Annotated in this window: 15 protein-coding genes and 2 pseudogenes; 13 read left to right on the forward strand and 4 right to left on the reverse strand. The window is 32.6% G+C overall.

What is annotated here, in order from left to right; translation table 11 throughout:
• The first annotated feature begins 19 nt into the window (after positions 1 to 19).
• The 3 genes from ACUXEY_RS02765 (at position 20) to ACUXEY_RS02775 (ending at position 3232) form a co-directional block, all read left to right on the forward strand.
• Positions 20 to 541 (forward strand): carbonic anhydrase, encoded by a 522-nt coding sequence (locus ACUXEY_RS02765; protein ID WP_461300026.1) that lies wholly within the window; start codon positions 20 to 22, stop codon positions 539 to 541.
• A gap of 273 nt (positions 542 to 814) precedes the next feature.
• Positions 815 to 1840, forward strand: a complete 1026-nt coding sequence (locus ACUXEY_RS02770) for an alpha/beta hydrolase (RefSeq protein ID WP_461300027.1) — start codon at positions 815 to 817, stop codon at positions 1838 to 1840.
• Positions 1841 to 2014: 174 nt separating this feature from the next.
• Positions 2015 to 3232 carry an NAD(P)/FAD-dependent oxidoreductase gene (locus tag ACUXEY_RS02775; RefSeq protein ID WP_461300028.1) on the forward strand — a complete coding sequence of 406 codons (1218 nt, stop codon included), beginning with the start codon at positions 2015 to 2017 and terminating at the stop codon, positions 3230 to 3232.
• 114 nt (positions 3233 to 3346) lie between these two features.
• On the opposite strand, the pseudogene ACUXEY_RS02780 reads toward ACUXEY_RS02775, so the two are convergent.
• A pseudogene (locus ACUXEY_RS02780) lies at positions 3347 to 3915 on the reverse strand (DUF3841 domain-containing protein).
• Between the two features lie 213 nt (positions 3916 to 4128).
• Here ACUXEY_RS02780 and ACUXEY_RS02785 point away from each other — a divergent pair.
• From ACUXEY_RS02785 to ACUXEY_RS02795, 3 genes are all read left to right on the forward strand, one after another.
• Positions 4129 to 5559 (forward strand): cryptochrome/photolyase family protein, encoded by a 1431-nt coding sequence (locus tag ACUXEY_RS02785; protein ID WP_461300029.1) that lies wholly within the window; start codon positions 4129 to 4131, stop codon positions 5557 to 5559.
• A gap of 112 nt (positions 5560 to 5671) precedes the next feature.
• Positions 5672 to 6127: a TspO/MBR family protein gene (locus tag ACUXEY_RS02790; RefSeq protein WP_461300030.1), complete on the forward strand. Its 456-nt coding sequence runs from the start codon at positions 5672 to 5674 to the stop codon at positions 6125 to 6127.
• Between the two features lie 103 nt (positions 6128 to 6230).
• Positions 6231 to 6941, forward strand: a complete 711-nt coding sequence (locus tag ACUXEY_RS02795; protein WP_048525469.1) for an alpha/beta hydrolase — start codon at positions 6231 to 6233, stop codon at positions 6939 to 6941.
• A gap of 102 nt (positions 6942 to 7043) precedes the next feature.
• Here the strand turns inward: ACUXEY_RS02795 and ACUXEY_RS02800 are convergent, their stop codons facing one another.
• Positions 7044 to 7409, reverse strand: coding sequence for a YxeA family protein (locus ACUXEY_RS02800; RefSeq protein WP_461300031.1), 366 nt, complete (start codon positions 7407 to 7409; stop codon positions 7044 to 7046).
• Between the two features lie 394 nt (positions 7410 to 7803).
• Positions 7804 to 7908 (reverse strand): annotated as a pseudogene (locus ACUXEY_RS02805) (acyl dehydratase); the annotation flags it as partial.
• Between the two features lie 118 nt (positions 7909 to 8026).
• On the opposite strand from ACUXEY_RS02805, the gene ACUXEY_RS02810 reads away from it, so the two are divergent.
• The 4 genes from ACUXEY_RS02810 (at position 8027) to ACUXEY_RS02825 (ending at position 11215) form a co-directional block, all read left to right on the forward strand.
• Positions 8027 to 8413: a YflT domain-containing protein gene (locus ACUXEY_RS02810; protein WP_327960847.1), complete on the forward strand. Its 387-nt coding sequence runs from the start codon at positions 8027 to 8029 to the stop codon at positions 8411 to 8413.
• A 123-nt stretch (positions 8414 to 8536) separates the two neighbouring features.
• A complete protein-coding gene (locus ACUXEY_RS02815; protein ID WP_144611875.1) occupies positions 8537 to 8938 on the forward strand; it encodes a peptidase U61 in 402 nt (133 codons plus the stop codon).
• Between the two features lie 35 nt (positions 8939 to 8973).
• Positions 8974 to 9999: a ParM/StbA family protein gene (locus ACUXEY_RS02820; RefSeq protein WP_461300032.1), complete on the forward strand. Its 1026-nt coding sequence runs from the start codon at positions 8974 to 8976 to the stop codon at positions 9997 to 9999.
• Between the two features lie 265 nt (positions 10000 to 10264).
• Positions 10265 to 11215, forward strand: a complete 951-nt coding sequence (locus ACUXEY_RS02825; protein WP_461300033.1) for a magnesium transporter CorA family protein — start codon at positions 10265 to 10267, stop codon at positions 11213 to 11215.
• A gap of 202 nt (positions 11216 to 11417) precedes the next feature.
• Here the strand turns inward: ACUXEY_RS02825 and ACUXEY_RS02830 are convergent, their stop codons facing one another.
• Positions 11418 to 12848, reverse strand: coding sequence for an IS4 family transposase (locus ACUXEY_RS02830; protein ID WP_461300034.1), 1431 nt, complete (start codon positions 12846 to 12848; stop codon positions 11418 to 11420).
• A gap of 229 nt (positions 12849 to 13077) precedes the next feature.
• On the opposite strand from ACUXEY_RS02830, the gene ACUXEY_RS02835 reads away from it, so the two are divergent.
• Genes ACUXEY_RS02835 through ACUXEY_RS02845 form a run of 3 tightly spaced genes read left to right on the forward strand, consistent with a single transcriptional unit; the run spans position 13078 to position 14216 of the window.
• Positions 13078 to 13290, forward strand: coding sequence for a helix-turn-helix transcriptional regulator (locus tag ACUXEY_RS02835; RefSeq protein WP_000599740.1), 213 nt, complete (start codon positions 13078 to 13080; stop codon positions 13288 to 13290).
• Positions 13287 to 13721, forward strand: a complete 435-nt coding sequence (locus tag ACUXEY_RS02840) for a hypothetical protein (RefSeq protein WP_065845814.1) — start codon at positions 13287 to 13289, stop codon at positions 13719 to 13721. The genes ACUXEY_RS02835 and ACUXEY_RS02840 overlap by 4 nt, the downstream gene beginning before the upstream one ends.
• Positions 13722 to 13739: 18 nt before the next feature.
• On the forward strand, positions 13740 to 14216 hold the full coding sequence (locus tag ACUXEY_RS02845) for a small multi-drug export protein (RefSeq protein ID WP_000230643.1): 477 nt from the start codon (positions 13740 to 13742) through the stop codon (positions 14214 to 14216).
• Positions 14217 to 14616 lie beyond the last annotated feature (400 nt).

The following is a 14616-nucleotide window of genomic DNA, read 5'->3' on the forward strand; positions in this document are numbered from 1 at the left end:
TGAAGAAGGAGTGCTCCATATGAATTCAAAGAATAAAAAAGTATTATTATTAACAGACATTGAACATGGGATAGAGCCTACTATCCAACAAGTAACTAACATTCAACAAGAAAACATGTTGACTATACACAGCTATGATTCTGTAATTATACATCCTTATGGAGATATAATGAGATCTATTATTATTGCTATTTATCAAGAAAATGTAGAAGAAATTTTTGTTGTCGGAATAGAGGATAAAGAAACTGATGTAGTTAATCTACAAATTCAACGTGATTCCATAAAAAATAACAGAGAAATAGACTATCTCTTTAAAAATTGCATGCCTGAATTTTCAAGTGGTAGCCTGAATGCATGGCTAAGTGGACAAGAAAATGTTAGTGAAAATATTGAGAAGAGTATAGATATGATTCGTCATCATCCATTAGTGCCGTCTAATGTTAAAGTTCATGGTTTCAGGATTGATAGAACAGGTGAAAAAGAAACGATTGTTAAAATTGCTACTAATAAAGTAGCGAAAAAAATGCATTCTTATGTGTAAGTTATCGATAGATAAGCAACTTTTATTTGGACTTGTGTCCTTTACAAAGAGCAAAAGGAATCTTCTATAAATGGGGATCTTTTGCTCTTTTTGTTTGAATTTTTCATGTGTTTTATAGGAGATATCTAATATGTACATAATAAAAATATATAACTTTTTGCATGAAATTTTAAATGCGGATTGGCAGGTGAAAATAAAGGTAATCGTAAAATCGAAAAGTATGTTGTAATTTATTTTAAGATTATTACTAAAAAGAATGGAGCTTCTTTAATTATGAGAACAAAACAGTTAAAATCTAAAATGATCTGGAAAAAAAGAATGCTACTAACTATTTGTATTGTTTTCGGATTGATTATTGCTGGAGTTATTTTTTGGAATGTTTCACCTATTCCAAAAGCGTTTCTCATAAAAAAAGCATTTGAAGGTGGGATGTTTGTTCAATCTAATAATTATAAAAACGCTCTAAAAGAGACACGAATTGTTAAAGATATCAATTATGATTCTAAATTTCCTGATGGTACATTAGACATTATTTATCCCAAAAATATTACAGGAAAAACACCTGTTATTTTTTGGGTACACGGGGGTGGATTTGTAGGTGGAGATAAATCAAACATTACTGGTTATGCAGTAGAATTAGCTGCTCGTGGTTATACAGTGATAAATATAAATTACGCTCTTGCTCCTAAAAGAAAGTATCCTACACCAGTACTACAACTTGGTGAGGCTTATGAATATATAAAAGCAAATGCAAAGAAATATAATGTAAAACTAGATGACCTGTATTTTGCAGGAGATTCTGCGGGAGCGCAAATATCTGGGCAATTTGTTACTATTCAAACATCTCCAGATTATGCGAAATTAACCGGAATTGACGCTATTGTTGCTCCTTCTACAATTAAAGGTATACTGCTATTTTGCGGCCCGTATAATATGCCTGCATTAGCTAAAATGGAAACATCCAAAGAAGTACAAGACTTTATGCGTACTACTGGCTGGGCTTACTTTGGTAAAAAGAAGTTTGAAACATTACCTGAAATGGAAATCGCCTCTATTTATAAACACGTTACAAAAGATTACCCACCAACGTTCATCACAGATGGAAATACTGCATCATTTGAAGAGCAAGGTAAAGCATTAGCTTCTACTTTACAAAATAAAGGAGTACCTGTAGATACACTTTTCTTTGATAAAAATATCTCTGGTGAGTTAGCACATGAATTTCAATTTAAAATGAACACTCCAGCAGGTCAAGAAGCTTTTAATCGAGTTCTTAAATTTCTAAATGAAAATAAATAATATATATACTATTAACTTTTTATAAGTTTAGTTTAATACCAAATATGGATGAACAAAATATTGCACTAATAATCTAATGATAGCAAAAATAAATTTGATAAGAAGTATATAGTAAGAATGATTTGGAGATACAGATGGGGATATAACTATTTTATTTAGGATGGTGCACTTTAAATGGATTTACAGAAAGGGAAATTATATTGGAACACAACTTTTTCTAATACACCTTCTTATCCTCGATTGGACGAAGATATAAAATGTGACGTACTAATAATAGGTGCAGGAAGTTCAGGTGCTCAATCAGCATACTATTTGAGTGAATCAGATTTAAATATTGTTGTCGTTGATAAAAGAAAGGTAGGACACGGGAGTAACCTTACCAATACAGCACTTATTCAATATTTAGGTGACAAGATGTTTTTTGAGCTTGTAAATACATTTGGAGAAGAGTGTGCAGTTAGGCATATGAAATTGTGTGAACAAGCTATTAATGATATTGAATATACTGATCAAAACTTACCTTATTGCTCTGATTTTAAACGACGTGACAGTTTATATTATGCAAGCTATGAAGAGGATATAAAGAAATTAGAAAAGGAACTGTATTATTTACATAAGCATGATTTTAAAGCGACTTGGCTATCAGAGGAACAAATTGGACAGAGATATCCATTTAAAAAACGTGCAGCTATTTATACGTATAATGATGGTGAAATAAATCCTTATAAATTTACACATAGTTTATTAGAACAAGCTTCTAATAAAGGAGTTCACATTTATGAAGATACAGAGATTGTTGGCAAAAAGTTAGAGAAAGAATGTGCTATCTTTTATACAAAAGGGGGCAATTCTATTACTGCCAATAAAGTAATTGTGGCTGCAGGATATGAAGGGTTGGAATTTAAAAAGGAAAAGAACGCTACACTGATTAGCTCATATGCAGTTATTACTAATCCTGTAGAAGACTTATCTTCTTGGTATAAACGTACTCTCATTTGGGAAACTGCGAGACCATATATTTATATGAGAACTACTGCAGATAACAGGATTATTATAGGTGGGTTAGATGAAGATACAAACATTGCTCAAGAAAGAGATTCAAAATTAATCCATAAAAAAGAGAAATTAGTAAATGAATTTAATAAGCTCTTTCCAAATATAACAGTTGAACCTGAATTTTATTTAAGTGCTTTTTATGGTGGTACTCATGATGGTTTACCTATAATTGGAATGTATGAAGAGTTTCCAAATTGTCACTTTATCTATGCGTATGGAGATAATGGATTAGTATATAGTATGGTACTTTCTAAAATTATGCGAGATGTAATTATTAGCGGTTCAAGTCCGGATTTGAATTTATATTTACAAACTAGACCAAAACTAAATGAGTAAGCTGCACGTATGCAAAATAGGGTACCATATAAAAAGCGCTATTTTAAATGTATTAGTTTAATGTGACTATTTGTTATGTTTATGAATGCTTAAATAAAGCATTCATAAACAATATTATTTGTTAAATCCATTCATCTTACTAAGTTCTGTTATTTGTATAATCCATTCTTTTTTTAGGTAGGGTAGAGTTGCTTGGATATGATGATATTCCCATTCTTCCTCCATGGCAGGATAAAGATCAAATAAGTATTTTTCTTCATCACTTGTTATAATTGCTTTAGGATTGTCAGTAAGTTTAAAATAAATGTCGCACCATCGACTATAGTTTGTTAGCATGAATAAAAAATTAGGACATGTGAATTCGATGAGGTATATTTCTTTCTCTAATTGAATATCTGACAGTAATTCCCTTGCTGTCTCAACAGTAGGCTTTTTTTGTAACCGTTGCATGAATGCCATGCCCAAATGGGCAAATCTATAATAAAATTAATACCACTCTGTTTCATATGTCTTACAATGTATTTATATGCGGTGAAATCTTCTTTACTAACAAAAATAGAATCGGCTATAAGCTTACCTTCATTCAAAAGTGTATTTATAGCATTTTGGTTTTGAAAAGTCCATAGGATTGTTGAATCTATAGATGTATTTAATTTTGACTGTTTATCAAACTGTTTTCTCATATTTCTCTCCATTTTCTTTTTTATTTTATAAGAGTTTAAGATAAGTACAAAGTACATTGTATTTTTACTTTTATTAAGAGTTGGAAAAATCCATTAAAGATAGAAAAGTTTGTTTGCAATTACAAACAGTGATTCTTATAATCATTTAAAAATAACAGAAGTACTTGTTTTCATAAAGAAAGAATTGTGCTTTAAGAATTAGAAAGGATAGCCATGCAAAATAAAATTATCGTTATGTTTCAAAAAGATTTTCGTTTATATGATAACCCAGCTCTATTTGAAGCTGCTCAGTCCGGTGAGGTTGTTCCGGTATATGTACATGACGAAACTTTTTCAATAGGAAGTGCGTCAAAGTGGTGGTTACATCATGCTATAATAGATGTCCAAAAGCAACTTGAGGCATTGGGCTCTACTTTAATAATTCGTAAAGGAAATACACACGAAGAAATACTTTCTCTCATAGAACAGTTAGGTATAACGGCTGTATATTGGAATATTTGTTTTGATCCGGACAGATTACAATCTAATCAAAAAATGAAAATGATGTTAGAAGGTAAAGGTATTATTTGTAAGGAATTTAATTCACATTTATTATTAGAACCGTGGATTATTAAAAAGAAAGATAACACTGAATATAAGGTGTTTACGCCTTTTTACAATGCATTTCAAAAGCAGGTAATACCTAAACCTATTAGTAAAGTGCAGCATATAAAAGGAGGAAACTCTTTACCAGCAAGCTTATCTGTTTCAGAATTACATTTGCTGCCGACTATACGGTGGACATCTCATATTGAATTAATATGGGAGCCTACAGAACAAGGGGCATACAAAACATGTAAGAAATTTTTCTCTAGCAAATTAGCCTCTTATAGTGAAGGAAGAGATTTTCCAAATGAAAATGCTCATTCGATGTTGGCACCGTATCTTTCATTTGGCCAAATATCAGTGAGATGGATGTATCATTACTTAATCAATAAAAGTACCGAAAGACAATGTAGTCTTTTTGAAAAACAAGTGAGTAGTTTTATCCGTCAATTCATTTGGCGAGAGTTTTCTTATTATTTGCTATATCATTATCCATTTACAGTATATAAACCTCTTAATAAGAGCTTCGAACATTTTCCGTGGAATAATGAAGAGGAGTTATTAACAGTATGGCAGAAGGGTGAAACTGGTTATCCGTTTATTGATGCGGGAATGCGGGAACTATGGCAAACAGGTTTTATGCATAATCGGGCAAGAATGGCTGTAGCCTCTTTTCTTGTAAAGCATTTGTTAATTCCGTGGCAAGAAGGAGCAAAATGGTTTATGGATACACTGCTAGATGCTGATATTGCAAATAATACAATGGGATGGCAGTGGGTTGCTGGAAGTGGGGCAGATGCATCACCGTACTTTCGTATTTTTAATCCCATCACACAAGGAGAAAAGTTTGATAAAGATGGGGAGTATATAAGAAAATGGGTACCAGAATTAAGAGATATGCCTAATAAATATATACATAAACCTTGGGAAGCACCTGAGCATATTTTACAAAAGGCCAATATAATGCTTGGTCATACATATCCTTTGCCAGTTGTTAATCATAAGGCGGCACGAGAGAGAGCACTTTGTGCATATAAAAGTATGAAAGAGTTCGCATAAAATAGGTTAAATAATATGTATTTGAAATTTAAATATTAGAATATTACCCATTAAAGGGACAGAATAATCATATAGAGTTTCTAAAACCTTCTATTGAAAAAGGAGAATGTTTATGAAAAAATCTAGTATTCTAGTATTCTTACTAACATATGGTTTGTTTTATGTTTCTAGTATTTTATTTCCTATTGATCGTATGTGGTACGATGCGCTAGAAAAGCCGTCTTGGACACCTTCTGGTATGACAATCGGAATAGTTTGGGCTGTATTATATGGACTTATTGCATTGACGGTTACAATTATTTACAACAAATATGGATGTAACCCAAAAACATTTTGGTTTGTATTCCTTTTAAATTACATGTGCAATCAAGCGTTCAGCTACTTTCAATTCAGTCAAAAAAATTTATTTTTAGCAACAGTAGATTGTTTACTAGTCGCTATTACTACGTTACTTCTCATAGCGGTTTCTTCCAAATTATCTAAAGTATCGACATGGTTGCTAATTCCATATTTTTTATGGTCTGTATTTGCTACATATTTATCTTGGACAATTTTTAGTATAAATTAAAGACGTAAATGAAAACTTGAGCATAATAAAAATGCTCGAGTTTTTATGTGTATGAATGGTAATCTAAAATATAGAATATATACATCTTAGGGAGGTCATCTTTGTGAAGAAATGGATAAAAATTATTCTGTACTCTTTACTAGGTATTTTACTTATAGGAAGTATTAGTTTTTTTGTTTGGTCTCAGTTTACTTATAAACCGACGACAGAGGCTTTGTCGTTAGTAGATGATAAAAAAGATGGAGAGAATATAGTTTTTGGAGAGAAAGATGCTAAAATAGGGGTTATTTTTTATCAAGGAGCTAAAGTAGAAGCTGAGGCTTATAGTTACTTAGGGGAAGCTCTTGCAAAAGATGGGCACTTTGTAGTAATGCCTAAATTACCATTAAATTTAGCGATACTTGGAATCAATGCAGTAGACAGTGTAAGGGAACAGTATCCTAAAGTTCAAAAATGGTATGTTGCAGGGCATTCAATGGGGGGAGCTATGATTTCTAAGTATACCTTCCAACATGAAGACAAGGTAGACGGGATCATTTTCTTAGGCTCGTACCCTGCAGATGATTTCTCTACGAAATCGATTCCGATGTTATCAATTTATGGGGAAGTAGATGCTTTAGCAACAGTAGAAAAAATAGAGAACAATAAAAAGTTCATGTCAAAGAATACAACTATGCACATGATAAAAGGTGGAAACCATGCTCATTTTGGCATGTATGGTGAGCAAAAAGGTGATAATGCGAGCTTAATTACGCCAAAAGCACAACGAGATGAAACAGTGAAAGTAATTGAAGAATGGTTGTTAAAACAATGATAGCGAATGTAATCAAGTGATCGAAAGAATTCTCCTTCCTTAAGATATCCTAATGGTAGGTTGGGGAGGTAATTAAGAGCCAGCTCATAAGAGCAGGCTCTTTTATTTAACTTCTACCTCTAATTGCTTTCTTATTTTCTCCGGAACATCCTTTTTAGAAATAACGTCGTAAGAATACACATACTTTCCTTTCACATGAATTTTTAAGTAAGTTTTTTTTATAAAATCATTAGGGGCGCTAGTTCCTACTGTATATTCTTTCTCATTTCTTGATTCATCAACACCTTTTAGGGCGTACATAGCTTGTCCTTTATGATGATAATCTGGAACACCATACCCCTTCGCAATGGCATATACATTTTTTTCTTCAGCAATCGGATTAAATCTATCCAAATCCCCCCGTAATATGAAAGGTAGTATGTATATAGGTAGGCCTATTCCTAGTATGCAAAGTACAAATTTCTTCATAAGCATTTCTCCTCTTGTTCATTTACATGATTTAGGATAGAAAAAAATCTTATAAATATAGAGGGAAATTCCTTAAGGTTTTCTTAATAAAGTTTAACCTTGTGAAAAAAATTAACTTGAGTATTAAGCTTACGGAATGAATAGCCAAATAATTTGTTTTCTTTATTTTTTAATGGTAGGTTATTTGCTTTTATATTGGTATGAGTGAATTAAGAAATAAGTGAGGTTTAGGAACTAGAATAAATGTATTTTATAGTAATAAGAGAATTATCTAAATAGATTTATAGTGCGAACAATGAAAGAAAGCATCTAGTGAGATGCTTTTTTCTTTTGAAGTAGGGAATTCCATGGGACAGTTACATGTAATGCAGCGCTGTGCTTCTATGTCATTGGAAAATCCAATGATAAAAAAAAAGGCTTGTCTTCCAAACAAATTGTTATTTGTAACACTGTTATTAAAGCAAAATGCTCGTGACATTGCTTTAATATTCAAAAACATTAATAATCTATTACATAAAATTTTTTGAAAATTTAGGTTTAACATCTTTAAAATAGGTGTATTACATATTACATAACAACTAAATAAGAAAATAAAAAACTAAAGGAGGAAAAATACAATGCATAAGAATGAAAGAAAACCGGTGGTTCATGAATATGAAAATGAACAGGAAGTAGTTATGAAAGTAAAAGAGCTAGAATTGCAAGGGATTCGCCAAGATGACATTTATGTCTTAACACATGAAAAACATCTAACAAAAAAGATTGCGGATGATACAAACACAAATACGATTGGAGTAAAAGAACAAGGATTAGGCACAAGTATTATCAACTTTTTCTCCAAAAAAGGGGACGAACTCCGAAATCAAATGGAGGAAATGGGGTTGTCGAAGGAGGAAGCTAACTTATATGAAGAAAAACTAGATCAAGGGAGAATTTTACTCCTAGTAACAGATGAAACACCAACGGCGAGTGATAGGCAGCTGCAAAACTATCATTCTCTCTAATAGATTGCAACATCTGATAAATAGGTAAGGTAATACTAACTTGCTATTCTAAGAAAAAATTGAAATAGGCTACATTTTAGGTTGTAGCATGGAAGAAAATAAAAGTAGAGAAGGGTGAGAAAAATGAAACATACAATATTTAAATATGCAGTGATTGGGATTACGACCGGAGTCATGGTTTCCCTATTAAAAAAAGAAAATCGGAAAGCTATACAAACAAAAGGAAAAAGCGTAAAAGACAAACTACAAGAAGGAAACATAAAGGAAACATTAGAGAAGGTAACTGAGACAAGTAAACAATTCTCTGTAACTGCAGCTAATGTTGCAAAACAAACATTACCACAACTACTTACAGCCACACCAGTTGTCATTTCTACTATTAAAGACTTAACAGAAAATGAAAATAATAAAAAGAAAAAAGATGAAAAGGATTACGAAATAAATCAAAATAGTAAGGACATAGATGAGGAAAAAACGAAAAATGAAAAGAAATATATGAAAGAAGGGAAAGAAGAGAGTGCTTAGATTTAATTCTAAAAAGAGAAAGTGAGGAAAAAAGTATGAAATCTCTGTATGCAATTGATGTAGGAATTGGCTTTACCAAACGGGCATATCGACAGGATGTAGATTCTGAGGTGACGATTAAGAGTGAAGCTTCCACACTAGCCCCTGTACCTAATCATGCTGAAAGTGAAGATTTAACAAAGGTAAGTTTTATAGACTTAGACTTTGCATACTACATGGGAAATGAAGCACATCAATCTGACGCTTCATTTCTTCCTCCATTTGACGAAGAAATAGAAAATTATTATGAAAGCGAACAGTTTAAACAACAAATATTTGGTTGCATTGCAAAGGATTATAAAGAAAATGTCGTGTTACCTTTAGTTGTTACCGGGCTTCCCGTTACTTGTTTTGGTAGTCAGCATGAGCAATTACAAAATGTATTGAAAAAAGAAACTTCCGTGCAAATTGATGGGAAATTTATTAATATTACGGTGGAAAATGCTTTGATTCTTCAGCAACCGGTCGCTTTACATGCCTATTTCTTAAAAGAGGGAATCATTGAGGAACGAGATCGTATCTTAATTATTGATGGTGGATTTCGTACATTAGAAATGACAGATATGAAACAGAATGTTATTTTAAATCATTATGAGACGGAACTAGGATGTAGCAAGCCTTTGAAAAATATTAAGAATATCCTGCAGAATTATGCAGGGGAAAGTAATCACTTGCATATGAACGACATGCCAAAAATATTAGAAAAAGGATATGGAGGTCGAGAAGAAAATCATCAGACAAGTCAGGTTGATACTTTGATTCAAAAAGAGTTGGATACACACTTCCAAGACGTTATGCGTGTATTACAAGAACAATTTAAGTTAGACCAGTATGACACTATTATTTGGACAGGAGGAATAGTAGATATCCACAAAAAACGAATTGAAAAAATGCAAGGTGAAATTTCTTCTTTCCGTATGGTAGACGCTTCGAAAGAGGCTGCACTTTATGGATACTATATGATTGGAAGTCAAGTATTTGACGACATCACCAATCAATCTGCATATGAATCTAAATTATAATAACGACCAAAATAGAGTTCGTTGAATAGACGTGCCAAATTATGTGGCTTCTGTTCCACATATAATAAATTCTTTATAAGAAAAGATAAAAATAGCTAATATATAGGGGGTCTTCCTTGTAACAGAATAAGACCTCCTATGCCATTTAGTTTGTAATTTAGAGGATCTAAAAACTTTTCCTCTAAGACATGAATACCTACATATAAATTTCATATTACGGATATGATTCGATCAAACATAAAACTATTCAGAAAGGAAGAATAATATGGAATGCATAAAAATGCCGAAATGGAGTTGGTATCATGTGAAAACTAGTGAGCTTGAAAAACTTTCTTCTATAATCCCTCGTGATGTAACATCTTATTTCTCTCAATTTGTAAAGAAAATAAGTTCCCCTTGTGAAAATGGATTATATGTTTATACGTTATCACCGAGTCAAACTTGTGTATATGGTTCGTTTTTATATGAGCAAGATAAAAAGGACGCCAAAATCCAAAAATTTCTTCATTATTTCGTAGCCCATGGAATACTGATAACGGTCCAGGAAAAAGAGGAAGAGGATTTTCAAAAATTAATACATAATTTCCCTATGGGTATAAAAAATTGTAATAGTTCCGCTGAAGGATTATGTGTTATCTTATCAATGTTTATATCTCACTATTTACGAAAGGTTGACTATTTTGAAAACCATTTTAGAAATGTATTATGGGATTTTTATCATCATAATAACATAGCAGTTTTAGAAAAAATTTATCATATTCGTCATGAATTATTTATGAACACACATGTGTTTCGTTTAATACAAGAAGTGTTACAAGGCTTGGAGGAAGCTTGGTTAGAAAATATAACAAAAACTCTTTGTTATAAACAAACACACTTGAAATTAGAGCGTGGATTACAACTTGTTAAAGAGTATCAAGAAGAATTAGACACGATGATTCATTTACAAGAAGTGGTTTCTTCTCACCGTGGGAATGAAATTATGAAAGCTCTTACTGTATTAACTGCTGTGAGTACGCCTTTGACGGCCTTAGGAGCATTGTGGGGGATGAATTTTAAATACATGCCTGAACTAGAATGGAAATATAGCTATTTAATCGCTCTCTTATTTATTATTTTCACAACAGGGGGTATGTATTTATATATGCGAGTTAAAGGATGGACAGGTGATTTATTACGAGTAAAGAAAAAGAAATCTTTTTTTAAATCTAATTAGTCCTGTTTATAAAAAATATGATAGATATTAACTAGAAATATGGTTAGTAATATTTATTAATAGGGGTAGCGCCACATCGCTATCAAGCTAAGACCATAAAACGTTAATTATAGTAGAGGTTGTTTCTTTTTTTAAAAGCTACGTGTAGGGAATTTAAAGATTTGCATACGAAATAAACCCTAATGGGTTTCAATTTTTTGATTTAAGCCGCTTGATTATCAAACATGGTACAATTGTAAATGACACCTAATATATCAAAGACTGTTTTCTTCTCATATCGATGAGATTTTCTCCCGTTTTGCTGTAGGAGGTTGAACAGGCGAATTAAAATCTTTGATAGCTCTTGGGTGTCTTTCTGTATAGCTTGGAAAATAAGAAGAAAGTAATCTTTAATCATATATATGGCCTTATATTCACTCAGTTCTCGTTTCTTTTTCATAAGAAGCAATTGTCGCATTTGAAACATGGTAGAAGAACAAAGTAAAATGGCAATCAGTTGCCCATACAAATGGCATTCTAATCGTTCTCGTTTTATCTTTTTACAATGATGAATATGAAAGAATGATTTCCACGTTTTAAATAAAAGCTCGATTTGCCAACGTAAAGAATACCAATCATGTACTTGTCCCATCGGGACAATATCTATAGAGGTATTTGTCATATATACATTGATACCGCTAAGTCGTTTACTACGAGCAGAATACTTCATTCCTTTCTTTTTTTCTCTTACAGTTTGATCGTGTAATCGTTTTTGTTGTTGTTCTTTTGTTAGTCGATGAATAATCACACGAGTCGGCACTTTATCAGTCATTCCTACATAAGCGTCAGCTATTTCACATGTTTGTCCTGGTTGAAGAGAGCTCATTAAACCCTCCATATCTATCTGAATATACTCTGTACCTTTCTTAATTCTTCCATCTTGAAAATAATCAGGATTGGGATTTTTTTGATAAATACGTGTATTCGACTTGATACGAGAGATATAGTAAGCCTTTTGGTCTTGTATATGTTTAAGATCTTTCAAATGAAAATACCCTAAATCTCGGATACATAAATCATTCGCTGTCACAGTTGGAACACGCAGGGAACCGTAGGTTCGATCATGTTGTTTACCTGGACCTGTATGGATATGCAGGAACTGGCCACTTAATAGATCATACTCTAGCTGAATCTTCACCCCCGCTGTATGGCTGCATCCTCCTGCACCTGGATAAACAAATGAAAAGGGATCTGGAAGTTGAAATGCAGTTGAATCTAAAATACGAATACGCTTGAAAACAGAAGTATATGGAGAAGGAATAGGTATAGATGAGGCCAATTTTTGGTTTAGTAGTTCAGATAATATGTGTTGTAAAAATTGGACAGCCGCTTTATTAAATCGTTGATTCAGTCCCTCAGGACTGATGAGCACTTCTGTCGATGCTTCTAAACAGCTAGATAACTGGGTTAAAGAAGTTGTAGCGACATTTTGACTCATCCATACACATAAAGCGACTAAATCTTTTGCTTGGTATTTACTAGTTCTTTGTACAAAACCAACATCTCTAGCAAGATCTCGTAAGATATTTGGAGATAAGAATTTTTGAATTTCTTGAGCAAATAGTTGTAATTCATCAGATACAGAAATAGACATACAAAAACGCCATCCTTTCCTATGATTCTACAGAAAGAATAGCGTATTTTTTCATTTTATGGGGTATTTTGTTTTGGTATCTTGATAGCGATGGGGTGGACTCCCTTTTTAACATAAGGGTAATTTATGTCGTGTTTAGCAATTATTCATTACATAATGCAAATGATTGTTTACATTTTGTTAGTAATCATTTACAATTACAGTAATTGTAAATGAGGAAAGGGGAATTATGATACTAGAAAACAGAGTTAGAGAATTACGAGCACGATTTAGATGGACTCAGCAAGACTTGGCCGATGCAATTGGGGTCACAAGGCAGACAATTGGATTAATAGAAAAAGGTGATTATTCTCCATCTGTCACTATGGCGTTAAAATTAGCTGCTGTATTTCAAGTTACCGTAGAAGAGGTTTTTTATTTAAAGGGAGAGGAACGATTATGATAAAACAGGTTTTAAGATCTCCACTTATAGGGGCCAGTATATTTGTGTTGATTATTGCATTTTTACTATTTTCTCTTATGAATACACAAGTCATTTTAGCTAAGTTATGTTTCGGGATTTTAGTGACGGTTACTTTTTTATGGCTCATTCTCACAAGGATTTATAACCGAAATAATCCTCATGATAAGATTAGGCTATTTGGTTTTATACCATCCGAATTTCGTGAAATAGATGAAGGGCAGCAGTGGGTAACCTATAAGGCTTGCCGAAATGTGTATATTTACTATAGCATTGCGCTTCCAGTAACGGCAGGGATTTGCTTTCTCTTTTCTCAACATAATTTTGTTCCATTATTGTGCATTGGTTTACTAGGTGCAGGTCAATATATTGTCTATTGGTTAACCACTATTTTTATTTTAAATCGTATTTAACAAAGGGGATGAAACAATATGGTGGAGTGGGCTCAAAATGCGGGGGCATTATGGCAATATGTAGTGTTATTTCTTTTAGCATTTGCCCCATGGATGGATGTATCAATTGTTGTACCACTTGGTATCGCATGGGGATTACAACCATTTGCAGTAGGAGTAACAGCATTTGCAGGAAATCTTATCTTGGTTCTATTACTCGGTTTTTTCTTTAAACAGTATGCAAAATGGCAAGCAGCAAGAAAACAAAAAAAAGGTATAACAACACCTTCTAAAAAAGAAACCCGATCAAGAAAAATATGGGATCGATATGGTATTCCAGGTTTGGCTCTTCTAGCTCCAATTCTCGTAGGAACTGATATTGCAGCCGTATTAGCTTTAACATTTGGATCTAACCGGACACACGTCATAAGTTGGATGACGGTCAGTTTAGCAGTATGGACAGTCATTTTTACAGTTGCTGCGATGTATGGACTTAGCTTTTTAAATATTATTTAGGATATCATAGTGATTTTAGGTAATCTAAAATCGTTCACTACCTAAAAATTATGGAGTGATGAAGTGAGCTCATATGATATTAGGACAAAAGCTTTGACCAAAAACATTTGAACACTCAACTAGTTGTACGATATGGTCATAGTATCGTAATTCACGAACCTATATGGATAGAGACACATTGCTATCAAACTAATATTTTGAAGCATCCCCAAAACAAAAAAATTGTACATTTTCATCTGGAAATGTCAATTTTCTCGTTTTGGGGTATTTGCTTTCCTTAGGTTGATGGGCATGGGGTAGCACCACACATCCATCAACTTAAGGTATATTTTCAAACAAAATGCGGTCTTTCCATATAGTTTTTTATTATCTTTTGTAGATTTTATAAAAGCAGGCATAT

It is taken from the genome of Bacillus sp. F9_6S_D1_P_5 (assembly GCF_054823925.1).

What these genes read in the sequence shown, in the direction of transcription:
- ACUXEY_RS02765 (WP_461300026.1), top strand. Translation starts at nt 20, where the DNA reads ATGAATTCAAAGAATAAAAAAGTATTATTATTAACAGACATTGAACAT.
- ACUXEY_RS02770 (WP_461300027.1), top strand. Translation starts at nt 815, where the DNA reads ATGAGAACAAAACAGTTAAAATCTAAAATGATCTGGAAAAAAAGAATG.
- ACUXEY_RS02775 (WP_461300028.1), top strand. Translation starts at nt 2,015, where the DNA reads ATGGATTTACAGAAAGGGAAATTATATTGGAACACAACTTTTTCTAAT.
- ACUXEY_RS02785 (WP_461300029.1), top strand. Translation starts at nt 4,129, where the DNA reads ATGCAAAATAAAATTATCGTTATGTTTCAAAAAGATTTTCGTTTATAT.
- ACUXEY_RS02790 (WP_461300030.1), top strand. Translation starts at nt 5,672, where the DNA reads ATGAAAAAATCTAGTATTCTAGTATTCTTACTAACATATGGTTTGTTT.
- ACUXEY_RS02800 (WP_461300031.1), bottom strand. Translation starts at nt 7,409, where the DNA reads ATGAAGAAATTTGTACTTTGCATACTAGGAATAGGCCTACCTATATAC.
- ACUXEY_RS02810 (WP_327960847.1), top strand. Translation starts at nt 8,027, where the DNA reads ATGCATAAGAATGAAAGAAAACCGGTGGTTCATGAATATGAAAATGAA.
- ACUXEY_RS02815 (WP_144611875.1), top strand. Translation starts at nt 8,537, where the DNA reads ATGAAACATACAATATTTAAATATGCAGTGATTGGGATTACGACCGGA.
- ACUXEY_RS02820 (WP_461300032.1), top strand. Translation starts at nt 8,974, where the DNA reads ATGAAATCTCTGTATGCAATTGATGTAGGAATTGGCTTTACCAAACGG.
- ACUXEY_RS02825 (WP_461300033.1), top strand. Translation starts at nt 10,265, where the DNA reads ATGGAATGCATAAAAATGCCGAAATGGAGTTGGTATCATGTGAAAACT.
- ACUXEY_RS02830 (WP_461300034.1), bottom strand. Translation starts at nt 12,848, where the DNA reads ATGTCTATTTCTGTATCTGATGAATTACAACTATTTGCTCAAGAAATT.
- ACUXEY_RS02835 (WP_000599740.1), top strand. Translation starts at nt 13,078, where the DNA reads ATGATACTAGAAAACAGAGTTAGAGAATTACGAGCACGATTTAGATGG.
- ACUXEY_RS02840 (WP_065845814.1), top strand. Translation starts at nt 13,287, where the DNA reads ATGATAAAACAGGTTTTAAGATCTCCACTTATAGGGGCCAGTATATTT.
- ACUXEY_RS02845 (WP_000230643.1), top strand. Translation starts at nt 13,740, where the DNA reads ATGGTGGAGTGGGCTCAAAATGCGGGGGCATTATGGCAATATGTAGTG.